This is a genomic window from Lysobacter korlensis, assembly GCF_042434515.1.
Genome location: NZ_JBHLTG010000013.1, coordinates 90,901 through 111,681 on the forward strand (window position 1 = coordinate 90,901; position 20,781 = coordinate 111,681).

Sequence of the window (20,781 nt, forward strand, 5' to 3'; positions counted from 1 at the left end):
GTGGAATGCCGCGCCAGCCAGATCGGTTGTTCTCGGTAGGAAAGAGGTATTCATGTCAGACGTCCTGATCGACCGCCCCGAACTCGCCAACCTCGGACAGTATGAATTCGGCTGGGCCGATTCCGACACCGCTGGTGCGTCCGCTCGGCGTGGCATCGGGCCCGACGTGGTCACCGACATCTCCCGCCTCAAGAATGAGCCGGAGTGGATGCTGAAGAACCGCCTCAAGGCGCTCAAGCTCTTCGAGATGAAGCCCATGCCGCAGTGGGGCGCCGACCTGTCGGGCATCGACTTCGACAACATCAAGTATTTCGTCCGCTCGACGGAGCAGCAGGCCCAGAGCTGGGAGGACCTGCCTGAGGACATCCGCAACACCTACGACCGTCTCGGAATCCCGGAGGCGGAGAAGCAGCGCCTGGTCTCCGGCGTCGCCGCGCAGTACGAGTCCGAGGTCGTGTACCACCAGATCCAGAAGGAGCTGGAGGACCAGGGCGTCATCTTCATGGACACCGACACGGCCCTGAAGGAGCACCCCGAGTTCTTCAAGGAGTACTTCGGCACTGTCATCCCGTCCGGCGACAACAAGTTCGCCGCGCTGAACACGGCCGTCTGGTCCGGCGGCTCCTTCGTCTACGTGCCGCCGGGCGTGCACGTCGAGATCCCGCTGCAGGCCTACTTCCGCATCAACACCGAGAACATGGGCCAGTTCGAGCGGACGCTCATCATCGCGGACGAGGGCAGCTACGTCCACTACATCGAGGGCTGCACCGCGCCGATCTACAAGTCCGACTCGCTGCACTCCGCGGTCGTCGAGATCATCGTGAAGAAGAACGCGCGCGTGCGCTACACGACCATCCAGAACTGGTCGAACAACGTCTACAACCTCGTCACGAAGCGTGCCACGGCCGCCGAGGGCGCGACGATGGAGTGGATCGACGGCAACATCGGCTCCAAGGTGACGATGAAGTACCCGTCGATCTTCCTGATGGGGGAGCACGCCAAGGGCGAGACCCTCTCCGTCGCGTTCGCCGGCCCAGGCCAGCACCAGGACGCCGGCGCGAAGATGATCCACATGGCGCCGTACACGACGTCGTCGATCGTCTCCAAGTCGATCGCCCGCGGCGGGGGCCGTGCCGGCTACCGCGGTGAGGTCCGGGTCGACGAGAAGGCGCATCACTCCGCCAACACGGTCCGATGCGACGCGCTGCTCGTCGACACCATCTCGCGCTCCGACACCTACCCGGCCATCGACATCCGGGTGGACGACGTGCAGCTCGGCCACGAGGCGACCGTCTCGCGGGTGAGCGAGGAGCAGCTGTTCTACCTGCAGTCCCGCGGGCTCCCCGAGGACGAGGCGATGGCCATGATCGTCCGCGGCTTCATCGAGCCGATCGCCCGAGAGCTGCCGATGGAGTACGCGCTCGAGCTGAACAAGCTCATCGAGATGAGCATGGAAGGCAGCGTCGGTTGAGCCGGGGCCAAACGACGCCCGCCCGAACGATGAAAGGACGAGTCGCCGCAATGCCGACCGACACAGCGACGACCGCCACGACCGTCGACCCGGCGCAGCACGGGTTGACGAAGCACAGCCATGGCGCCGTTCCGGTGCAGTCCCGCGCCGAGCGGTTCGCGTCGAAGAACCACGCCGACTTCCCGCCCGTCACCGGCCGGGAGGCGGAGTGGAAGCTCACCCCGGTCCCGCTGCTGACCGCGCTGATCGACGGGCTGCTCGACGGCTCGCCGTACGAGGTCTCCACCGTGCAGCAGCCGGGCGTCACCGTCGAGTGGATCGGCCGGGATGACGAGCGCATCGGGCGCGCCGGAACCAGTGAGGAGCGCGCCGCCGCGAACGCCTGGTCGAGCTTCGAGAAGGCCCTCGCCGTCACGATCGAAGCCGAATCGACCCAGCCGCTCACGATCACGCGCGCGGCGCTGGGCGACAGCCCTCGTGCCGCGCACACCGTGATCACCGCGAAGCCCAACACCGACGGCCTCGTCATCCTGCAGAGCACCGGCACAGCACACCTCACCGAGAACGTCGAGATCGTCGTCGAGGACGGCGCCCGCCTCACCGTGGTGTCTGTGCAGGAGTGGGACGACGACGCACTGCACCTCGCCAGCCACTTCGCACGGGTCGGCCACGGCGCATACCTCAAGCACATCGTCGTCAGCCTCGGCGGCAAGGTGGTCCGCGTGAACCCCTCCGCGCACCTCGCGGAAGAGGGCGCGGACGGGGAGCTCTTCGGCGTGTACTTCGCCGACGCGAAGCAGCACCTCGAGCAGCGCGTGTACGTCCACCACGATGCGCCGCACACCCGCAGCCGCGTGGCGTACAAGGGCGCACTGAACGGTGATGGCGCCCGCACCGTCTGGGTCGGCGACGTGCTGATCGGCCGCACCGCCCCCGGCACCGACAGCTACGAGCAGAACCGCAACCTGGTGCTCAGCGACGGCACCCGAGCCGACTCCATCCCGAACCTGGAGATCGAGACCGGCGACATCGCCGGTGCCGGTCACGCCAGCGCCACCGGGCGGTTCGACGACGAGCAGCTGTTCTACCTGGCCTCCCGCGGCATCCCGGAGGCGGAGGCCCGTCGGCTGGTGGTGCTCGGCTTCCTCGCCGAGATCGTGCAGAAGATCGGCCAGCCCGAGCTCGAGGCCCGGCTCGAGGTGGCCATCGAGGCGGAGCTCGAAGCAGTGGGGACGAAGTAGTGCCGGCCACGAAGGTCTGCTCCCTCTCCGAGCTCGCGCCGGACACCGCGAAGCGCGTCGAGGTGGACGGTGTGCCGATCGCGGTCGTGCTCGACTCCGCCGGGACGGTGCACGCCATCGGCGACACCTGCACCCACGGCGACATCTCCCTGAGCGAGGGATTCGTCGAGGATGACACCCTCGAATGCTGGGCCCACGGCTCCAAGTTCTCACTCACCACCGGCAAGCCGCTCACCCTGCCCGCGTACGAACCCGTCCCCGTCTACGTCGTCACCCTCGACGGCGACGACGTGCTCATCGACCCGAGCGTCACCGTGCCCAGCGGCGCGGGACGCTGACCCGACCTCACGAGGAATCCCATGTCCGTACTTGAAATCCGCGATCTGCAGGTCAGCATCGCCACCGACTCCGGCCCGAAGCCCATCCTGAAGGGCGTCGATCTCACCATCAACGAGGGCGAGATCCACGCCGTCATGGGCCCGAACGGCTCCGGCAAGTCCACCCTCGCCTACACGATCGCCGGTCACCCGCGCTACCAGGTCGACGGCGGCACCATCACCCTCGACGGTGAGGACGTGCTGGCGATGAGCGTCGACGAGCGCGCCCGCGCCGGGATGTTCCTCGCCATGCAGTACCCGGTCGAGATCCCCGGCGTCACGGTGTCGAACTTCCTGCGGACCGCGAAGACCGCCATCGACGGGGAGGCGCCGCCGATCCGCAGCTGGATCAAGGACCTCCGCACCCACATGACCGACCTCCGGATGGACCCGACGTTCGCGGAGCGCAACGTCAACGAGGGCTTCTCGGGCGGAGAGAAGAAGCGCCACGAGATCATGCAGCTCGAGCTGCTGAAGCCGAAGTTCGCCGTGCTCGACGAGACCGACTCCGGCCTCGACGTCGACGCGCTGAAGGTGGTCTCGGAGGGCGTGAACCGCGCGAAGGCCAGCACCGGCCTCGGCATCCTGCTGATCACCCACTACACCCGCATCCTCCGCTACATCCACCCCGACTTCGTGCACGTCTTCGTCGACGGCCGGATCGCGGAGGAGGGCGGCCCCGAGCTCGCCGAGCGGCTCGAGGAAGAGGGCTACGATCGCTATCTCAACGGGACGAGCGTAGGCTGACTCTCATGCCGGTCGCTCTCGAACCGCAGCTCTTCGACCAGGTCGAGGAAGCGCTGAAAGACGTCATGGACCCCGAGCTCGGGGTCAACATCGTCGATCTGGGCCTCGTCTACGACCTCACCTGGGACGAGGAGAACGATGCGCTCATCCTCAGCATGACCCTGACCTCGGCCGGCTGCCCGCTCACCGACGTGATCGAGGAGCAGGTGGCACAGTCGCTCGACGGAGTCGTGGAGCGGTTCCGCATCAACTGGGTGTGGATGCCGCCATGGGGTCCCGAGCGGATCACGGATGACGGGCGCGAGATGATGCGCGCCCTCGGCTTCGCGATCTAGCGAGCGCTCGGCCAGATCCATCCACCCGGCCGCGACTCGCGGTCCGGTTCGCTCGCATGCATGCGCTGACCCAGAAAGCCGCACCCGCAATGTCGCAACTCGACGCCCGCATCCAGCCTGTCTTCGACCTGGTCCTTCGCCGCAACCCCGGTGAGGCGGAATTCCACCAGGCCGCCCGGGAGGTGTTCGAATCGCTCGGGCCGGTGCTCAGCCGGCACCCCGAGTACGCCGAGGCGTCGATCCTGGAGCGGATGTGCGAGCCCGAGCGGCAGATCATCTTCCGGGTCCCGTGGACCGACGACCAGGGCCGCGTGCAGATCAACCGCGGCTTCCGGGTCGAGTTCAACTCGGCGCTCGGCCCGTACAAGGGCGGCCTGCGGTTCCACCCCTCGGTGTACCTCGGCACGATCAAGTTCCTCGGCTTCGAGCAGGTGTTCAAGAACGCGCTCACCGGAATGCCCATCGGCGGCGGGAAGGGCGGCAGCGACTTCGATCCCAAGGGGAAGTCCACCGGCGAGGTCATGCGGTTCTGTCAGTCGTTCATGACGGAGCTGTACCGGCACCTCGGCGAGCACACCGATGTGCCGGCCGGCGACATCGGGGTCGGCGGCCGTGAGATCGGCTACCTCTTCGGCCAGTACAAGCGCATCACCAATCGCTACGAGTCGGGCGTCATCACCGGCAAGGGCGTCGGCTGGGGTGGCTCGCTCGTTCGTCCCGAGGCGACCGGCTATGGCGCGGTCTACTTCGCCGACGAGATGCTGAAGACCCGGGGCGAGTCGTTCGAGGGCAAGCGCGTGCTGGTGTCCGGATCGGGGAACGTCGCGATCTACGCCATCCAGAAGGTGCATCAGCTCGGCGGCACCGTGGTCGCCTGCTCCGACTCGTCCGGGGTGGTGTTCGACGACGGCGGCATCGACCTCGACCTGCTGCAGGAGGTCAAGGAGGTGCGCCGCGGTCGGCTGTCGGCGTATGCGGAGGCGCGGGGGAACGCATCCGACTACCGCACCGGCGCAACCATCTGGAGCCTGACTTCGACGACGCGCGTGGACGTGGCGCTCCCGTGCGCGACGCAGAACGAGCTGAACGAGGCGGATGCCAAGGTGCTGACCGAGAACGGCCTCCTGGCCGTCGCCGAGGGCGCCAACATGCCGTCCACGCCGGAGGCGGCGCGGCTCTTCAGCGAAGCCGGCGTGCTCTTCGGACCGGGCAAGGCGGCGAACGCCGGCGGCGTCGCGACCAGCGCCCTGGAGATGCAGCAGAACGCGTCCCGGGACTCCTGGTCGTTCGAGCACACCGAGGCGCGGCTGCAGGAGATCATGGTCGGCATCCACGAGGACTGCGCCACCACCGCGGAGGAGTACGGCGCGCCCGGCAACTACGTGCTGGGCGCCAACATCGACGGCTTCACCCGCGTTGCGAACGCGATGCTCGCCCTCGGCGTGATCTAGCAGCGTCAGATCGAGGAGATGCGCGCCAGGAAGTAGGAGCGGAAGGCATCGACGTCGACGTCCACCGCGACGCTCACGTTCGGGCTCGGAGCCGTGTCGGTGACGAGGAAGTCGGCGACGGCGACACCACGGGCGATGCCGGGACCTGTCACCACGGCGACGTGCGCGTCTCGCCAGGTGAGCAGCTCGGGGCGCACGACGGCCGCGACGGCCAGCGGGTCGTGCATGGCACAGGATTCCGCCGCCTGCGGGTCGCCGGGGTTGGTCCGCGCGAGGTGCTCGATCCAGCCGAGTGTGTACTCGCCGGCGAACGAACCGAACGTGCTCTCGCCCGCCCGCAGCTCCTCCGCGTCCCGCCGGGTGAGCTGCACCTGCAGGGTCACATCGAGACCGACGAGCCGGATCCGGGCGCCCGACCGCAACACGGCGTCGGCGGCCTCCGGGTCGACCCAGAAGTTGAACTCGCCCGGCATCCCGGCCCGGTTGGTGTGCCCGAGATAGATGCCGCCCATGACGACGATCTCGCGGACGTTGGTCGCGAAGTCGGGGTCCAGGCTGAGCGCGGCCGCGAGGTTCGTGAGCGGCCCGATGGCGACGATCGTGACCTCGCCGGGCTCCGCGGCGGCACGGGCGGCGAGCTCGGCGGCAGCGTAGCCGGGACGGGGGAGCCGATGCCCGAACCGCTCGCGGATGTGGTCGGGTGCGCCGCGTCGCTTGTCCGGGAAGACGAGTGGGGCGGCGGCGCCCTGCACGACCGGCACGTCGGGGAAGCCCAGTCGTTCGAGCAGCTCACCGCTCAGCAGCGACCCGCTCTCGACGTCGGCGTTGCCGTTCACCGTCGTGACCAGCTCGAGCTGGATCGCCGGCTCGGCGAGAGCCAGCGCCAGCGCGAACCCATCGTCGATGTCCGAGCCGGGCACGCCCATGGCGAGGTCGGTGTCGAGGATGATGCGGGTCGGCGTGACGTCGCCCATGGTTCTCCTTCGTCCTGCAGTCCGGCGGAACGGGAGGGAGCGTCAGCCCTGTTTGCGGGAGTCCGCCCAGGAGACGACGCCCCAGGCGCCGCGCAGAATGCCGGCGGCGAGCAGCGCCTTCACGATCCCGCCGAGAATGAACGGGTAAAGGCCCCACTCCAGCGTCTGCTGCAGATTCGCCTGCAGCGCGAACGACAGCCACGGCAGGCCGAACGCGAAGGTCACGACCGTGCCTGCGGCGAACGCGAGCGCACCGCGCAGGAGCTTGCGATCCCACTTGCGCTCGGCCAGCCACCCGGTGAGCGCCGCCGCGAAGATGAAGCCGACGATGTATCCGCCGGTCGGGCCGGCGATCACGCTGATCCCGGATGCGCCGTCGCTGAAGACCGGCAGGCCGGCGAGCCCGACCACCGCGTAGAGCACCATCGACAGCGCGCCGCGCACCGCGCCGAGCGCGCCGCCCACCACCAGCACCGCGAGCGTCTGCCCCGTGATCGGCACCGGCCACAGCGGCACGGCCAGCTGGGCGGCTCCCGCCGTCAGCGCGGCTCCCGCCGTGACGAGCGCGATGTCGGTCGCGAGCCCCCGGGAGAGAACACGATCGACGAGCGTTGGGCGGCGGAGCGCGAGGGAGGGGTTCGACATGGCAAGTAGACTATCTGGCTGATCCCCCACCCCCTCGTTGTCGAGAGACGACGGAAGAATTGGACGACGCCTGTGCTGAACGTGCACGATCTCGAGATCCGGGTCGGTGCCCGGCTCCTGATGGAGGGCGTCAACTTCCGCGTCGACCGGGGCGACAAGATCGGTCTCGTCGGCCGGAACGGCGCCGGAAAGACGACGCTGACGAAGACCCTGGCGGGCGAGCTGCAGCCGTCGGGTGGCCGCATCGATCGGTCCGGTGAGATCGGCTACCTGCCGCAGGATCCCCGCAGCGGCGACCCGGAGGAGCTGGCTCGCACCCGCATCCTCGATGCCCGGGGCCTCGGCAAGCTGGTGCTCGGGATGCATCAGGCCTCCCTCGACATGGCCTCTCCCGACGAGGCGGTCAGCTCGGCCGCGATGAAGCAGTACGGCAAGCTCAACGACCGCTTCCTGGCGCTCGGCGGCTACGCGGCGGAGGCGGAGGCGGCGTCGATCGCGAGCAACCTGAGCCTGCCGGACCGCATCCTCGACCAGCCGTTGAAGACCCTCTCCGGCGGTCAGCGGCGCCGCATCGAGCTGGCCCGCATCCTGTTCTCCGACGCCGACACCCTCATCCTCGACGAGCCGACGAACCACCTCGACGCGGACTCGGTGGTGTGGCTGCGCGAGTTCCTGAAGAACTTCTCCGGCGGCTTCATCGTGATCAGCCACGACGTGGAGCTGGTCGGGGAGACCGTGAACAAGGTGTTCTACCTCGACGCCAACCGGCAGGTGCTCGACGTCTACAACATGGGCTGGAAGCTGTACCTCCGCCAGCGTGAGGCCGACGAGGAGCGCCGCAAGAAGGAGCGCGCCAACGTCGAGAAGAAGGCCGGCGCCTTGCAGCTGCAGGCGGCGCGCTTCGGCGCGAAGGCGTCGAAGGCGGCCGCCGCGCACCAGATGGTGGCGCGGGCGGAGCGGATGCTGTCGGGGCTCGAAGAGGTGCGGCAGGCTGACCGGGTGGCGAAGCTGCGCTTCCCGGAGCCGGCGCCCTGCGGCCGGACGCCGCTCATGGCGTCGAACCTCAGCAAGAGCTACGGGTCGCTGGAGATCTTCACCGCGGTGGACCTCGCGATCGACCGCGGCTCCAAAGTGGTCGTGCTCGGGCTGAACGGCGCCGGCAAGACGACGCTGCTGCGGATGCTGGCGGGCGTCGACCAGCCGGACACGGGGCGGATCGAGCCGGGCCACGGCCTCCGCATCGGCTACTACGCGCAGGAGCATGAGACGCTCGACGTGAAGCGCACGGTGCTCGAGAACATGGTGTCCGCCTCACCGAACATCACCGAGACCGAGGCGCGCCGGGTGCTCGGCTCGTTCCTGTTCGTCGGAGACGACGCGTACAAGCCGGCCGGTGTGCTCTCCGGCGGCGAGAAGACCCGTCTGGCGCTCGCGATGCTGGTCGTCTCCGCGGCGAACGTGCTGCTGCTCGACGAGCCGACGAACAACCTCGACCCGGCCAGCCGCGAGGAGATCCTCGGCGCCCTCGCCGCATACAGCGGCGCGGTGGTGCTGGTCAGTCACGACGAGGGCGCCGTCGAGGCTCTCAACCCGGAGCGGGTGCTCATCCTCCCGGACGGGGTCGAGGACCACTGGAACAAGGACTACGCCGACCTCATCGCCCTGGCGTAGCTCCCGTCACCTTCGCCGAAGACCGTCACCTCGAGGTGAGGTCGAGGATCGCGTCCTCTTCCTGGTCGTCGGAGCGACGGGCGGCGTTCCGCTGCGCACGCTGCTCCGCGCGCTTGCGCTCTTCTGGCGCGTCCGCGTTCCGGACCCGGTACTCCTGGCGCACCGCCCAGACGAGCGCGACGAATGCGAGCAGCCCGAAGAGCACCCATTGCAGCGCGTACGAGAGGTGCGGCCCCGGGTCGGCCTCCGGACGCTCCGTCGCCCGTGGCGCGACGGCGGGTGCCGGGTCCTCCGACTGCAGCAGCCCGTACGCCCCCGTGTACACCGTCCGGTCGAGCCGCTCGGCGATGTCCTGCAGGTGCACGGTGGCGATCTGCCCCTCGGGCGCCGATCGGCCGGGGATTGGCGGCTCACCCGGCTTCAGGTGCGCGACGACCGTGACGGTGCCGACGGGCGGCTCCGGGACCTCGTCCGGCAGGTCCGAATCCGACCCGGTCGGCAGCCAGCCGCGATCGACGACGAAGACCGAGCCGTCCTCCAGCAGCAGCGGGGTGAGCACCTCGAACCCCGGCGCGCCGTTCAGCGGGCGGTTCCGCACCAGCAGCTGCTCGTCCACGAGGTAGGTGCCGGCCATCCGGACGGGCGTCCATTCGTCGTCGGGCTCGAACGCCTCCGGCGACTCGAGTACATCCGGGAGCGCCTCCGGGCTGCGGTCGTAGTTCTGCTCCACCCGCTCGATCGCGTCCGCCCGCTCCGCGTTCCGCGCCCACTGCCACTGGCTCAGCAGCACGCAGGCGACCGCGAAGACGACGGTGAGGGCGAGGTATCCGAACCAGCGGCGGGAGAGCGCGAACCGCCAGCCCGTCACTGCGCGTCCTCGGACTCGAGCGGGAGCGACTCCACCGAGATGCCGAGCGGCGTGATCGTGACCGGGAAGCTCCGCCCGGCGAGGTAGTCGTAGAGGTAGTCGCGGTGCTCATCGCACGCCAGCCAGATCTTCACCCGGTCGGCATCGTGGATGCGCGGGTTCCGCCAATTGACGTGCCACTTCGCGTCGGCGGTGCACCCGGCGCGGGAGCACTTCGGGTTCGCGGGCGCGCCGCCCCAGCCCATCATCCGTGCACTCCCTTCACTTCTCCCGATTCCGCGGGACGGGGAGCAGCCCGCCCGGGCGGAGCACGGCGGCGTCCTTCGACTTCATGCTCACGTTGGCGAACACCACGGCGACGTACGGGAGGAAGATCGCGCCCGCGGCCGGGATCAGCAGCCACCAGCCGGGGGTGAAGAAGCAGGCGAAGATGCACACCAGCCGGATGCCCATCGCGATGGAGTACTTCACCATCCGGGCGCGGCGGTCCTCCTCCGGTGAAGGAGCGAGAGAGGTGATCGCCTGCGGTTTCATTGGGATGCTCGCGTCAAGCCTACGCCGCGGCGGTGACATTAGGCTGGGGAGCCGTGACCACTTCGCGCACCGTTCTCATCACTGGCGGCAACCGGGGCATCGGCTTCGCGATCGCGGAGGAGTTCCTCGCCGCCGGACACCGGGTCGCGGTCACCGCCCGCTCCGGTGACGGCCCGCGGGGCAGCCTCACCGTCCGGGCGGATGTCACCGACGCGGCCGCCCTCGATGCCGCGTTCGCGCAGGTGGAGCGGGAGCTCGGCCCCGTCGAGGTGGTGGTCGCGAATGCCGGCATCACCCGCGACATGCTCCTGATGCGGATGAGCGACGAGGACTTCACACAGGTGGTCGACACGAACCTGGGTGGCGCATTCCGCGTGGTGAAGCGCGCGTCGAAGGGGATGCTGAAGGCGAAGTTCGGCCGGATCATCCTGGTCTCGAGCGTGGTAGGTCTGTTCGGCGGCGCCGGCCAGGTCAACTACGCCGCATCGAAGAGCGGACTCGTCGGGCTCGCCCGATCGGTGACCCGCGAGCTCGGCGGCCGCGGCATCACGGCGAACGTGGTCGCGCCTGGCTTCATCGAGACCGACATGACGGCGGAGCTTCCGGAAGCGCAGCAGGCCGAGTACAAGAAGAGCATCCCGGCCGGACGCTTCGCATCCGCAGCCGAGGTCGCGAAGGTGATCGTCTGGCTCGCGGGGGACGACGCCGGCTACATCTCGGGCGCGGTCCTTCCCGTCGACGGCGGCCTCGGGATGGGGCACTGACCGCCGGCGCAGTTCCCGTTCCGGACTGATGCGTCCGGCGCAACGGGCGCAGTCGCCCGAAACGGGACCTCGCGGGAGAGGGACCGTCAGCGGGGGAGACCCAGCAGGGGCAGCACCTGCGTGAGGTCGCGCACGTCCATGATCACGTCCGCGTGGTCCCGCACCGGCGCCTTGGCGTCGAACGCGACCGACAGTCCGGCGATCTCCATCATCGGCATGTCGTTCGCGCCGTCGCCGACCGCGACGCAGCGGGACAGGCCGATCCCGGCATCCGCCGCCCACGCCCGCAGGGTGTCCGCCTTGGTTCCGGCGTCCACGATCGTGCCGGAGCAGGTTCCGTCCAGGGTGCCGTCGCGGACCCCGAGCCGGTTGGCGCGCCAGTAGTCGAGCCCGAGCCGCTCCGCGAGCGGGTCGAGCAGCTCATGGAACCCGCCGGAGACCACACCGATCGCGCCGTCGGCCTCGTGAACGCCCGCGACGAGCCCTGGCACGCCGTCCGTGATCCGGATCCGCTCGCCCACCGTCTCCAGCACCGACACGGGCAGCCCTTCGAGGGTCGCCACCCGGGCGCGCAGGCTCTCACTGAAGTCCAGCATGCCGTTCATCGCCTGCCGGGTGATCTCCGCCACCTCGTCGTGCGACCCCGCCTCGGCCGCGAGGAGCTCGATCACCTCGTCCTCGATGAGCGTCGAGTCCACGTCGAGCACCACGAGGAACCGGGCCATTCGGGTGGGCGTTCCTTTCGCGCTCGGCTCAGTTGACGGTAGTGCCTTTTCCGACGATCGTGATGCCGGAATCGGTGACCGTGAACCCGCGGCTCCGGTCGAGCTCTGGGTCGACGCCCACGGTTGCGCCGGGGCAGATGACGATGTCCTTGTCCAGGATAGCCTTCGCCACCACGGCGCCCGCCCCGATCCGCACCCGCTCGAACGCCACCGTGTCGGTCACCTTCGCACCACCGGTGATGGTGCTCCACGGGCCGACGACACTGCGGACGACGCTCGATCCGGAGACGACGCAGCCGAGCGAGACGATCGAGTCGACGACTTCCCCGAGCCTGCCCTCGCTGTCGCGCACGAACTTCGCCGGCGGGGAGTTCAGCTGCTGGCTGAAGATCGGCCACTTGCGGTTGTAGAGGTTGAACACGGGCAGCGTGGAGATGAGGTCCTGGTGGGCATCGAAGAACGACTCGATCGTCCCGACGTCCCGCCAGTAATAGCGGTCGCGGTCGGTGGACCCCGGCACCTCGTTGTTCTTGAAGTCGTAGACGGCGGCGTCGCCGCGGGAGACGAAGTCGGGAATGAGGTCGCCGCCCATGTCGTGGTCGGAGTCCGGGTTCTGACCGTCGCGCAGCACCCCCTCGATGAGCTTGTCGGCGTCGAAGACGTAGTTGCCCATCGAGGCGAGGATCTCGTCGGGTGCGTCTGCGAGACCGGGCGGGTTCTTCGGCTTCTCGAGGAACGCCTTGATCCGCGTCGGGTCGTCGTCGGACACCTCGATGACGCCGAACTGGTCGGAGGTCGAGATCGGCTGGCGGATCGCGGCGACCGTCGCCCCGGCGCCGGAGGCGATGTGGGCGTCGATCATCTGCCCGAAGTCCATGCGGTAGACGTGGTCGGCGCCGACCACCACGACGATGTCCGGCTGCTCGTCACGCAGCAGGTTGAGGCTCTGCATGATGGCGTCGGCGGATCCGGAGAACCACCGCTTGCCCAGACGCTGCTGCGCGGGCACCGACGCGACATAGGAGCCGAGGATGCCGGAGAGGCGCCAGGTCTGCGACACGTGGCGGTCGAGGCTGTGCGACTTGTACTGGGTCAGCACGACCACCTGCCGGAGCCCCGAGTTGATGAGATTCGACAGCGCGAAGTCGATGAGCCGGTAGCCCCCGCCGAACGGGACGGCTGGTTTTGCCCGGTCGGCGGTGAGCGGCATGAGGCGTTTTCCTTCGCCACCAGCCAGAACAATGCCGAATATCTTCTTCGATGACATGGCACAACAGTAGGGGGCTGGCAACTGGCTGTACTAGCGTCAGCATTTATGCGAGTGGATATTCTCAGCCGTGAATACCCGCCGGAGGTGTACGGGGGCGCCGGCGTCCACGTGGCCGAACTGGTGCGGGCTTTGCGCTACGACATCGACGTGCGGGTGCGCTGTTTCGGCACCCCGCGGGACGAGCCCGGCGTCACCAGCTACCTCGTGCCGGCGCAGCTGAGCGGGGCGAATCCCTCGCTCGCGACCATGAGCGTCGACCTGCAGATCTCACAGGATGTTGGCGGGGCGGACGTCGTGCATTCCCACACCTGGTACGCGAACATGGCCGGGCATCTCGCCGCGCTGCTGCACGACGTGCCGCACGTCGTCACCGCACACAGTCTCGAGCCGCTCCGGCCGTGGAAGGCGGAGCAGCTGGGCGGCGGATACCGCATCTCCAGCTGGATCGAGAGCACCGCGTTCCATTCTGCGAACGCCGTCATCGCGGTGAGCGACGGCATGCGCCGGGACATCCTCCGCTCCTACCCGGCGCTCGACGAATCCAAGGTGCACGTCGTGCACAACGGCATCGACCTGGACCGCTGGCGGCCCGTGGACAAGCCGGACGAGGTTCGGGCGCTCGGCGTCGACCCGGACCGCCCGTCCGTCGTCTTCGTCGGCCGGATCACGCGGCAGAAGGGTCTGCCGTATCTGCTGCAGGCGGCCGCGCGCCTCCCGCAGGACGTGCAGCTGGTGCTCTGCGCCGGCGCCCCCGACACGCCCGAGATTCTCGCCGAGGTCGAGGCGGGCGTCCGGCAGCTGCAGCAGGAGCGCAACGGCGTCGTCTGGATCGACCGGCTGCTCTCCCAGCCGGAGCTCGCCGCGCTGCTCAGCTCCGCCACCACGTTCGTCTGCCCGTCCGTGTACGAGCCGCTCGGCATCGTCAACCTCGAGGCGATGGCCTGCGCCGCACCGGTCGTCGGCACGGCCACCGGCGGCATCCCGGAGGTGGTCGACGACGGTGTGACCGGCCGCCTGGTGCCCATCGAGCAGCTCGAGGACGGCACTGGAACCCCAGTCGACCCGGAGCGCTTCGTCGCCGACCTCGCGGCCGCGCTCACGGAGGTGGTCAGCGACCCGGTGGCCGCGAAACGGATGGGCGAGGCCGGGCGCCAACGGGCGGAGGCGGACTTCGGGTGGGGGAGGATAGCCGAGCGCACGGTGGCCATTTACCGCTCCGTGATGGCCTAGCGCGTTGCAATAGGCTTTGAGATCATGGCCGAGGTTCTCAGACTCACAGATGTCTCCGTCGTCCGGAGCGGCAACGTCATCCTCGACTCGATCTCGTGGACGGTCGCCAGCGACGAACGGTGGGTGATCCTCGGACCGAACGGTGCAGGCAAGACCACGCTGCTGCAGATCCTCTCCGCCAACATGCACCCATCGTCGGGCACCGCCGAGCTGCTCGATTCGACGCTCGGCCGCACGGATGTGTTCGAGCTGCGCCCGCGGATCGGGTTCGCGTCGACGGCGCTCGCCCGCCGCATCCCGCCGCAGGAGACGGTGCTCGACTCGGTGCTCACGGCGGCGTACTCGGTGACCGGACGCTGGAACGAGGAGTACGAGACGCTCGATGTGCGTCGCGCGCAGCGGGTGCTGCACGAGTGGAAGCTCGGCCACCTGGAGGAGCGCAAGTTCGGCAACCTCAGCGACGGCGAGCAGAAGCGCGTGCAGATCGCGCGTGCCGTGATGACCGACCCGGAGCTGCTGCTGCTGGACGAGCCGGCCGGAAGCCTCGACCTCGGTGCGCGTGAGGAGCTGCTCGACCTGCTCGGCGGCTATGCCAGCGCACCCGAGGCGCCGGCGATGATCATGGTGACCCACCACGTCGAGGAGATCCCGCAGGGGTTCACGCACCTGCTGCTGCTGCGGAACGGCAAGGTCACCGCGGCCGGGCCCATCGCCGAGGTGCTGACCGCCGAAAGCCTGGGGGAGGCCTTCGGGCTGGAGCTGATCGTCACGGCCGATGACGGGCGCTACACGGCGCGGGCTGCGTACCCGGGTGGGGTGGAGCGCACGCCGGGTCGCCGATCAGCGTGATAGCCTAGGAAGTCGGGCGTTCTCCCGAAAACTTCTCCTCGGAATCTCTAGGACCAGAACCATGAAGACTGACATCCACCCCGCCTACGCACCGGTGGTCTTCCGTGACCTCGCCTCGGGCGCGACGTTCCTCACCCGGTCGACCGTGTCGAGCGACAAGACCATCGAGTGGGAGGACGGCAACACCTACCCGGTGATCGATGTCGAGATCTCCTCCGAGTCGCACCCGTTCTACACGGGCAAGCAGCGCATCCTCGACAGCGCCGGCCGCGTCGAGAAGTTCAACCAGCGCTTCAAGGGCTTCGGCGCGTAACCGACTCCGGTCGCTGAATTCGTTCAGACGCCGACGCCGGCCGCCTCGACCTCGAGCACCGGCTTCGCCGCCTTCGCGCGAACTGGGCGATCCGCTTCGGCGGGTCGCCCTTTCCGCGTCTTCGGAAGAACCGGGAGCGCGCGCATCGGCCACTCGCCGACGGCGGTGAACGCCGGGTCGACGGTGCGCCGCATGTACTCCTCGAAGCTCGCCGCCTGGGCGGAGCTCCAGCCGATCTGCAGCGCGTGGAGCTCGTGCACGTTCACGGCGAGGGTGCCCTCGTAGGCGCGAGCGATGGCCTGCGCCACCCGTCCGGCGGCGACCGCGTCGGCGCCCGCGGTGTGCGCGTCGGTCAGCTCGACGCCGTAGACCTCCGACGCGACGGTCAGTGTCCGCTTCCCGCGGCGGTACTTGTCGAGCGCCTTGTCGATCACCAGCGGGTCGATGACGGGGCTCGGGTCGTGCACGGGCAGCACGCCGTGTCGCAGCGCCTCGCGGTCGAGCAGCGTCAGATCGTAGGGCGCGTTGTAGACGACGAGCGGCATCCCGCTGAACAGGATGGCGTCGAGCGTGGCGACGATCTCGCCCACGACCTCGGCAGCGGGGCGACCCTCCGCACGCGCCCGCTCGGTGGTGATGCCGTGCACGGCGGCGGCGCCGTCGGGGATCTCCACACCGGGGTCCGCAAGCCAGTCCCACTGCTCCTTCAGCTCGCCGGCCGCGTCGAGGATGCCCACGTGAGCCGAAACGATACGGCAGGACTCGACGTCAACCCCCGTCGTCTCAAGATCGAAAACCGCGAGTTCCTCGTACCACCGGCGCGCCATGCGGCGAGCCTAGGGTCGGGGTGAGACACCGCCTCGGCGACTCGCCCCGGAACGACCGAACGGGCGCCTACATCCGGCCGAGGGGATACCGCGGCTCGCCGACGTGCAGCCAGTAGAACGACTGGGTCGCGAGCGTGAGGTGCACGGTGCCGTCCTCGTCGATGGATGGGAACTCGCCGCCCCCGAACAGGTCGTAGAGGCGCGATCCGGCGAACTCGGTGGCTTCGATCTTCACCGACACCGGGTTATGGGCGAAGCTGAAGACACAGAGGATCGTCTCGGGCGGGTCGCCGATCTGGCCGCCGGTGCCCTCGTACTCGCGCACGAAGGCGAGCACCGAGTCGTGGTTGGTGCGCAGCACCCGAAGCGTCCCGAGCCCGAAGGTGGGGTGCGCCTTCCGCACATGGATGACGTTCCGGATCCAGTGCAGCAGCGACCGGGACTGCGCCAGCTGCGACTCGACGTTGATCTGGTTGTAGTGGTACACGAGCGACTGCACGACCGGCAGGTACAGCTTGCCGGGGTCGGCGGTGGAGAACCCGGCGTTCCGGTCCGGCGTCCACTGCATCGGCGTGCGGGAGGAGTCTCGGTCGGGCAACCAGATGTTGTCGCCCATCCCGATCTCATCGCCGTAATAGAGGAACGGACTTCCCGGCAGCGCGAACAGCAGCGCGTGCGCCAGCTCGAGCTCGGCCCGGGAATTGTCGAGCAGTGGGGCGAGCCGGCGCCGGATACCGATGTTCGACCGCATCCGTGGGTCGTACGCGTACCAGCCGTACATCGCCTGCCGGTACTCCTCGCTCACCATCTCGAGCGTCAGCTCGTCGTGGTTGCGCAGGAACACACCCCACGCGGCACCCGCCGGCACATCCGTCGTCTCGGACAGGATGCGCACCAGCTCGTCGGCGCGCTGGGACCGGAGCGAGTAGAAGATGCGCGGCATGACGGGGAAGTCGAACGCCATGTGGCACTCCGGCTCCTCGTCGGTGCCGAAGAACGCGGCAACCTCACGCGGCCACTGGTTGGCCTCGGCGACGAGGATGCGGCCGGGGTAGTCGCGGTCCACCATGTCGCGGAGACGCTTGATGAAGTCGTGCGTCGGGGGCTCACCCTCGCCGTTGCCCTCGTCCGACTCGTACAGGTACGGGATGGCGTCCAGCCGGAGCCCGTCGACGCCCATGTCGAACCAGTGGCGCACGATGTTGTGGATCTCCTCGTGCACCGCCGGGTTGTCGAAGTTGAGATCCGGCTGGTGGGCGAAGAAGCGGTGGAAGAAGAACTGCCGCCGCTCGGAGTCGAACGCCCAGTTGGAGTCCTCGGTGTCGATGAAGATGATCCGGATGTTCTCGTACTTCTCGTCCGTGTCGCTCCACACGTAGTAGTCGCCGTACGGACCCTCGGGATCCGAGCGGGACTGCTGGAACCACTCGTGCTGATCCGAGGTGTGGTTCAGCGGGAAGTCCATGATGATGCGCATGTTGCGCTCATGGGCCTTGGTGACGAGCTCCCGGAACTCCTCGAGCGTTCCGAACTCGGGCAGGATCGCCGTGAAGTCGGAGACGTCGTAGCCACCGTCACGCAGCGGAGACGCGTAGAACGGCGGCAGCCAGATGGCGTCGATGCCAAGCCATTGCAGGTAATCGAGCTTCGAGATGAGTCCCGAGAGGTCGCCGGTGCCGTCGCCGTTGCTGTCGACGAAGCACCGGATCATCACCTCATAGAAGACACTGCGTCGATACCACTGCGGATCATTCGTCAGACCGGGAAGGGTGATGGGCGCGGTGAAAGTCACCCTCGGAAGTCTAGGGTCGGGGAGCTTGAGCTTGGCTAAAACTGTGAGCCTGGGGAAGCAATGCTGAAAACACGGTGAAGCCTAGAATCGAGGGGATGCCGAATCGCTCTCCGTATGCCAGCCTGCTCGACAGCGTGCCCCGCGAGCGGCGCGAACTGGGTCTGCTCGGCGGCACCACGCGGTACTGGGTCTACGGCCCGGTGGACGCCACGACGACGATCCTGGCGGTGCACGGATTCCGGGGCGATCACCACGGTCTGGAGCCGATCGTCGCGCAGCTGCCGGACATCCGGATCATCTCGCCGGACCTGCCAGGGTTCGGCGAGTCTACGCCGCTGGGGGAGGGCGCCCACGACATCCCCGGCTACCGCGCCTGGCTGGCAGCCCTCGTCGACCGGCTGGGGCTCGGCAGCGATTTCGTGCTGCTCGGCCACTCGTTCGGCTCCATCGTCGCATCGGCGGCGATGGCCGACGGGCTGCCCGCGTCGAAGCTCGTGCTCGTGAACCCGATCGCGGCGCCCGCACTGGCGGGTCCTCGTGGGGTGCTGACCCGGATGGCGGTGCTCTATTACCGGCTCGGCGCGGTGCTGCCCGAGCGGCTGGGGTTCGGCCTGCTGCGGAACCGGCTCATCGTGCGCGGGATGAGCGTCGCGATGGCGAAGACCCGGGATGCGTCGCTGCGCCGCTGGATCCACGCAGAGCACGACCGGTACTTCAGCGGCTTCGCCGACCGCCGAACCGTGCTGGAGGCGTTCCGCGCATCCGTCGGCTCGGATGTCAGTCACTTCGCCGCCGACATCCGCGTGCCGACGCTGCTGGTGGCCGCCGATCGGGATGACATCACGGATGTGGCGGCGCAGCATCGCCTCGCCGCCCGGTTCGCGGACGCGAGGCTGGTGGTGCTCCCCGATGTGGGGCACCTGATCCACTACGAGAAGCCCGCCGAGGCGGCCGAGGCGATTCGCGGGTTCCTGGCGTCGTGAGAATCCTTTTCGACTGCCGGTACACGCGCACCGACCGGCATGACGGCATCAGCCGCTTCAGCTCCGAGCTGGTGCGCGCACTTTCGGAGCGGCACCCGGTCGAGATGCTCATCTCGGATGAGCGGCAGCTGAATCTGCTGCCCGACCTGCCGTGGCACAAGATCTCTGCACCGACGAGCGCCCGTGAGCCGTGGGTCGCGCGGCAGGTGAACAAGCTCAAGCCTGATGTCGTCTACACGCCGATGCAGACCATGGGGGACGCCGGGCGCACCTACCGCTTCGTCTCCACGGTGCACGATCTCATCTACTACAGCAATCGAACGCCGCCACGGAACCTCCCGAACGTGCTTCGGCTGGCGTGGCGCGCCTACCACCTCTGGTGGTGGCCGCTGCGGATGACGCTCGACCGCGCGGATGCCGTCGTGACGGTGTCGGAGACGACCCGGCAGCTGGTGTCGAAGCACAGGCTCACGAAGCGTCAGGTGGTGGTCGTGCCGAATGCCAGCACCCTGCCGCCGAACACGACACGCTCGAAGCCCGAGCGGCGGGAGCTCGTCTATATGGGCTCGTTCATGCCGTACAAGGACGTGGACACGCTGGCGAAGGCGCTGCACCACCTGCCGGGGGCGCGGCTGCACCTGATGAGCAAGGCGAGACCGGAGGACCGCGAGCGACTGCTCGGGCTGGCGCCACCGGACACCCTGGTGTTCCATGATGGCGCCACCGACGAGGAGTACGCCGCCGTGCTGGCAGAGGCGACCGCGCTCATGTCGGCGTCGAGGGATGAGGGCTTCGGCATTCCGCTCGTCGAGGCGATGGGCTTCGGCACGCCCGTCGCCGTCAGCGACATCCCGATCTTCCGCGAGATCGGGGGAGCCGGGGCGGCGTACTTCCCAGTCGGCGACAGCCGGGCGGCAGCGGATGCGGTGCTGGAGCTGGAGCGGAACTGGGAGGAGCATTCACGCCTCGCCCGCGCGCAGGCCGAGAAGTTCGACTGGGGCAAGTCGGCCGATATCCTGCTGCAGCTGCTGCTGAGGGTCTGAGCCCGGGTCAGCCGGTGATGCCGGCGACCGAGCCGGCGACGGTGAGTACGGAGGCGGCTCCGAGCACGCACCAGAGGAGCAGGTCGGTGGGGGTTTTCGACATCGCAGGTCCTTTGGGGGGTCGCTGTGATGCCCACTGGTGGGCCGACTGGGTGATCGACCTGGTGCGCTGTCGCATCGGGACGCTACGGGTGGCATGTTCCGATGCGGAGGCGCCTGCACGGCGGGCCCGGGGGGTGGGCCCGCCGCAAGGTGGGCAAGCTGGGAGTGGGGGTCCCAAGTCCGCCTTTCGGTGGACTGGTGTCCACATTACGGAGGACAACCGACAGAGCAAACCACCAGTTGGGGGGTGATTTTCTCGGAGGCGCTTTCGAACGGGCCGACGACCTCAGCCGGCTCGTCGTCGTCGTTGCAGGTCGGCGAGGGCGGAGCTCTTCGACGGCATCGGGATCGGGGTCTGGCGCGGGTCGCGTTCCCTCGGTGGGATAAGGAAGTAGTTCGCCCGGTCGCGTTTGATGCGCCAGGCGTTGTTGTGGATGAGCAGGTGGTGGTGTCGGCAGAGCAGGATTCCGTCGGCGACATCGGTTCGGCCGCCGTCGCGGGCCCATTCGTTGAGGTGGTGGGCTTCGCACCAGGACGGTGGCCGGTCACAGCCGGGGAACCGGCAGCCG

Annotated in this window: 23 protein-coding genes; 13 read left to right on the forward strand and 10 right to left on the reverse strand. The window is 68.6% G+C overall.

Features of this window, described 5'->3' with window-relative positions; translation table 11 throughout:
* Positions 1 to 52: 52 nt before the first annotated feature.
* The 6 genes from sufB to gdhA are packed head-to-tail and all read left to right on the forward strand — an operon-like array spanning position 53 to position 5,622.
* Positions 53 to 1,471, forward strand: a complete 1,419-nt coding sequence (gene sufB, locus ACFFGH_RS31690) for a Fe-S cluster assembly protein SufB (RefSeq protein ID WP_386676421.1) — start codon at positions 53 to 55, stop codon at positions 1,469 to 1,471.
* Between the two features lie 50 nt (positions 1,472 to 1,521).
* Positions 1,522 to 2,712, forward strand: a complete 1,191-nt coding sequence (gene sufD, locus ACFFGH_RS31695) for a Fe-S cluster assembly protein SufD (protein WP_386676423.1) — start codon at positions 1,522 to 1,524, stop codon at positions 2,710 to 2,712.
* Positions 2,712 to 3,050 carry a non-heme iron oxygenase ferredoxin subunit gene (locus ACFFGH_RS31700; protein ID WP_386676425.1) on the forward strand — a complete coding sequence of 113 codons (339 nt, stop codon included), beginning with the start codon at positions 2,712 to 2,714 and terminating at the stop codon, positions 3,048 to 3,050. The genes sufD and ACFFGH_RS31700 overlap by 1 nt, the downstream gene beginning before the upstream one ends.
* 21 nt (positions 3,051 to 3,071) lie before the next feature.
* Positions 3,072 to 3,836, forward strand: coding sequence for a Fe-S cluster assembly ATPase SufC (gene sufC / locus ACFFGH_RS31705; protein WP_386676427.1), 765 nt, complete (start codon positions 3,072 to 3,074; stop codon positions 3,834 to 3,836).
* A 5-nt stretch (positions 3,837 to 3,841) separates the two neighbouring features.
* Positions 3,842 to 4,171 (forward strand): metal-sulfur cluster assembly factor, encoded by a 330-nt coding sequence (locus ACFFGH_RS31710; RefSeq protein ID WP_386676429.1) that lies wholly within the window; start codon positions 3,842 to 3,844, stop codon positions 4,169 to 4,171.
* 56 nt (positions 4,172 to 4,227) lie between these two features.
* Positions 4,228 to 5,622 (forward strand): NADP-specific glutamate dehydrogenase, encoded by a 1,395-nt coding sequence (gene gdhA / locus ACFFGH_RS31715; RefSeq protein WP_386676430.1) that lies wholly within the window; start codon positions 4,228 to 4,230, stop codon positions 5,620 to 5,622.
* A gap of 5 nt (positions 5,623 to 5,627) precedes the next feature.
* On the opposite strand, the gene ACFFGH_RS31720 is transcribed toward gdhA, so the two are convergent.
* On the reverse strand, positions 5,628 to 6,596 hold the full coding sequence (locus ACFFGH_RS31720) for a nucleoside hydrolase (RefSeq protein WP_386676432.1): 969 nt from the start codon (positions 6,594 to 6,596) through the stop codon (positions 5,628 to 5,630).
* Between the two features lie 42 nt (positions 6,597 to 6,638).
* Positions 6,639 to 7,241, reverse strand: a complete 603-nt coding sequence (locus tag ACFFGH_RS31725; protein ID WP_386676434.1) for a biotin transporter BioY — start codon at positions 7,239 to 7,241, stop codon at positions 6,639 to 6,641.
* A 72-nt stretch (positions 7,242 to 7,313) separates the two neighbouring features.
* Between ACFFGH_RS31725 and ACFFGH_RS31730 the strand changes: the two genes are divergently transcribed.
* Complete coding sequence (locus ACFFGH_RS31730; RefSeq protein WP_386676436.1) at positions 7,314 to 8,912, forward strand: ABC-F family ATP-binding cassette domain-containing protein; 1,599 nt, start codon at positions 7,314 to 7,316, stop codon at positions 8,910 to 8,912.
* A gap of 25 nt (positions 8,913 to 8,937) precedes the next feature.
* On the opposite strand, the gene ACFFGH_RS31735 is transcribed toward ACFFGH_RS31730, so the two are convergent.
* From ACFFGH_RS31735 to ACFFGH_RS31745, 3 genes are read right to left on the reverse strand one after another with little or no spacing between them, the layout of a single operon-like run.
* Positions 8,938 to 9,780: an SURF1 family cytochrome oxidase biogenesis protein gene (locus ACFFGH_RS31735; RefSeq protein ID WP_386676438.1), complete on the reverse strand. Its 843-nt coding sequence runs from the start codon at positions 9,778 to 9,780 to the stop codon at positions 8,938 to 8,940.
* Positions 9,777 to 10,028, reverse strand: coding sequence for a hypothetical protein (locus ACFFGH_RS31740; protein WP_386676440.1), 252 nt, complete (start codon positions 10,026 to 10,028; stop codon positions 9,777 to 9,779). The genes ACFFGH_RS31735 and ACFFGH_RS31740 overlap by 4 nt, the downstream gene beginning before the upstream one ends.
* A gap of 13 nt (positions 10,029 to 10,041) precedes the next feature.
* Positions 10,042 to 10,314, reverse strand: a complete 273-nt coding sequence (locus tag ACFFGH_RS31745; protein ID WP_386676442.1) for a DUF3099 domain-containing protein — start codon at positions 10,312 to 10,314, stop codon at positions 10,042 to 10,044.
* A 53-nt stretch (positions 10,315 to 10,367) separates the two neighbouring features.
* Here ACFFGH_RS31745 and fabG point away from each other — a divergent pair, with 53 nt between their 5' ends.
* Positions 10,368 to 11,078 (forward strand): 3-oxoacyl-ACP reductase FabG, encoded by a 711-nt coding sequence (fabG, locus tag ACFFGH_RS31750; RefSeq protein ID WP_386676444.1) that lies wholly within the window; start codon positions 10,368 to 10,370, stop codon positions 11,076 to 11,078.
* Between the two features lie 86 nt (positions 11,079 to 11,164).
* Here the strand turns inward: fabG and serB are convergent, their stop codons facing one another.
* On the reverse strand, positions 11,165 to 11,803 hold the full coding sequence (serB, locus tag ACFFGH_RS31755; protein WP_386676445.1) for a phosphoserine phosphatase SerB: 639 nt from the start codon (positions 11,801 to 11,803) through the stop codon (positions 11,165 to 11,167).
* A 28-nt stretch (positions 11,804 to 11,831) separates the two neighbouring features.
* Positions 11,832 to 13,070 carry a glucose-1-phosphate adenylyltransferase gene (gene glgC / locus ACFFGH_RS31760; RefSeq protein WP_386676447.1) on the reverse strand — a complete coding sequence of 413 codons (1,239 nt, stop codon included), beginning with the start codon at positions 13,068 to 13,070 and terminating at the stop codon, positions 11,832 to 11,834.
* 54 nt (positions 13,071 to 13,124) lie between these two features.
* On the opposite strand from glgC, the gene glgA reads away from it, so the two are divergent.
* The 3 genes from glgA to ACFFGH_RS31775 all read left to right on the forward strand — a co-directional run bounded on the left by glgA (position 13,125) and on the right by ACFFGH_RS31775 (position 15,465).
* Positions 13,125 to 14,303, forward strand: a complete 1,179-nt coding sequence (gene glgA, locus ACFFGH_RS31765; protein ID WP_446686185.1) for a glycogen synthase — start codon at positions 13,125 to 13,127, stop codon at positions 14,301 to 14,303.
* Between the two features lie 24 nt (positions 14,304 to 14,327).
* Complete coding sequence (locus tag ACFFGH_RS31770; RefSeq protein ID WP_386676451.1) at positions 14,328 to 15,152, forward strand: ABC transporter ATP-binding protein; 825 nt, start codon at positions 14,328 to 14,330, stop codon at positions 15,150 to 15,152.
* A gap of 61 nt (positions 15,153 to 15,213) precedes the next feature.
* A complete protein-coding gene (locus ACFFGH_RS31775) occupies positions 15,214 to 15,465 on the forward strand; it encodes a type B 50S ribosomal protein L31 (RefSeq protein WP_386676454.1) in 252 nt (83 codons plus the stop codon).
* Between the two features lie 23 nt (positions 15,466 to 15,488).
* On the opposite strand, the gene ACFFGH_RS31780 is transcribed toward ACFFGH_RS31775, so the two are convergent.
* The gene (locus ACFFGH_RS31780) at positions 15,489 to 16,292 is read right to left on the reverse strand and encodes a 3'-5' exonuclease (protein ID WP_386676456.1); all 804 of its coding nucleotides are present in this window, start codon (positions 16,290 to 16,292) and stop codon (positions 15,489 to 15,491) included.
* Between the two features lie 67 nt (positions 16,293 to 16,359).
* A complete protein-coding gene (treS, locus tag ACFFGH_RS31785; RefSeq protein WP_386676458.1) occupies positions 16,360 to 18,084 on the reverse strand; it encodes a maltose alpha-D-glucosyltransferase in 1,725 nt (574 codons plus the stop codon).
* A gap of 95 nt (positions 18,085 to 18,179) precedes the next feature.
* Here treS and ACFFGH_RS31790 point away from each other — a divergent pair, with 95 nt between their 5' ends.
* Both ACFFGH_RS31790 and ACFFGH_RS31795 read left to right on the forward strand, forming a co-directional pair.
* Positions 18,180 to 19,067: an alpha/beta fold hydrolase gene (locus ACFFGH_RS31790; protein WP_386676460.1), complete on the forward strand. Its 888-nt coding sequence runs from the start codon at positions 18,180 to 18,182 to the stop codon at positions 19,065 to 19,067.
* The gene (locus tag ACFFGH_RS31795) at positions 19,064 to 20,110 is read left to right on the forward strand and encodes a glycosyltransferase family 4 protein (protein ID WP_386676462.1); all 1,047 of its coding nucleotides are present in this window, start codon (positions 19,064 to 19,066) and stop codon (positions 20,108 to 20,110) included. The genes ACFFGH_RS31790 and ACFFGH_RS31795 overlap by 4 nt, the downstream gene beginning before the upstream one ends.
* Positions 20,111 to 20,498: 388 nt before the next feature.
* On the opposite strand, the gene ACFFGH_RS31800 is transcribed toward ACFFGH_RS31795, so the two are convergent.
* On the reverse strand, positions 20,499 to 20,781 hold a 283-nt coding region (locus tag ACFFGH_RS31800), incomplete at its 5' end, for an HNH endonuclease signature motif containing protein (RefSeq protein WP_386676464.1).

Excerpts from the sequence above, each read along its gene's own strand:
- ACFFGH_RS31710 (WP_386676429.1), top strand. The coding sequence starts at position 3,842 with ATGCCGGTCGCTCTCGAACCGCAGCTCTTCGACCAGGTCGAGGAAGCG.
- ACFFGH_RS31720 (WP_386676432.1), bottom strand. The coding sequence starts at position 6,596 with ATGGGCGACGTCACGCCGACCCGCATCATCCTCGACACCGACCTCGCC.
- ACFFGH_RS31775 (WP_386676454.1), top strand. The coding sequence starts at position 15,214 with ATGAAGACTGACATCCACCCCGCCTACGCACCGGTGGTCTTCCGTGAC.
- ACFFGH_RS31770 (WP_386676451.1), top strand. The coding sequence starts at position 14,328 with ATGGCCGAGGTTCTCAGACTCACAGATGTCTCCGTCGTCCGGAGCGGC.
- sufC (WP_386676427.1), top strand. The coding sequence starts at position 3,072 with ATGTCCGTACTTGAAATCCGCGATCTGCAGGTCAGCATCGCCACCGAC.
- sufD (WP_386676423.1), top strand. The coding sequence starts at position 1,522 with ATGCCGACCGACACAGCGACGACCGCCACGACCGTCGACCCGGCGCAG.
- sufB (WP_386676421.1), top strand. The coding sequence starts at position 53 with ATGTCAGACGTCCTGATCGACCGCCCCGAACTCGCCAACCTCGGACAG.
- ACFFGH_RS31740 (WP_386676440.1), bottom strand. The coding sequence starts at position 10,028 with ATGATGGGCTGGGGCGGCGCGCCCGCGAACCCGAAGTGCTCCCGCGCC.
- ACFFGH_RS31745 (WP_386676442.1), bottom strand. The coding sequence starts at position 10,314 with ATGAAACCGCAGGCGATCACCTCTCTCGCTCCTTCACCGGAGGAGGAC.
- serB (WP_386676445.1), bottom strand. The coding sequence starts at position 11,803 with ATGGCCCGGTTCCTCGTGGTGCTCGACGTGGACTCGACGCTCATCGAG.
- ACFFGH_RS31725 (WP_386676434.1), bottom strand. The coding sequence starts at position 7,241 with ATGTCGAACCCCTCCCTCGCGCTCCGCCGCCCAACGCTCGTCGATCGT.
- ACFFGH_RS31780 (WP_386676456.1), bottom strand. The coding sequence starts at position 16,292 with ATGGCGCGCCGGTGGTACGAGGAACTCGCGGTTTTCGATCTTGAGACG.
- glgC (WP_386676447.1), bottom strand. The coding sequence starts at position 13,070 with ATGTCATCGAAGAAGATATTCGGCATTGTTCTGGCTGGTGGCGAAGGA.
- ACFFGH_RS31790 (WP_386676460.1), top strand. The coding sequence starts at position 18,180 with ATGCCGAATCGCTCTCCGTATGCCAGCCTGCTCGACAGCGTGCCCCGC.
- gdhA (WP_386676430.1), top strand. The coding sequence starts at position 4,228 with ATGCATGCGCTGACCCAGAAAGCCGCACCCGCAATGTCGCAACTCGAC.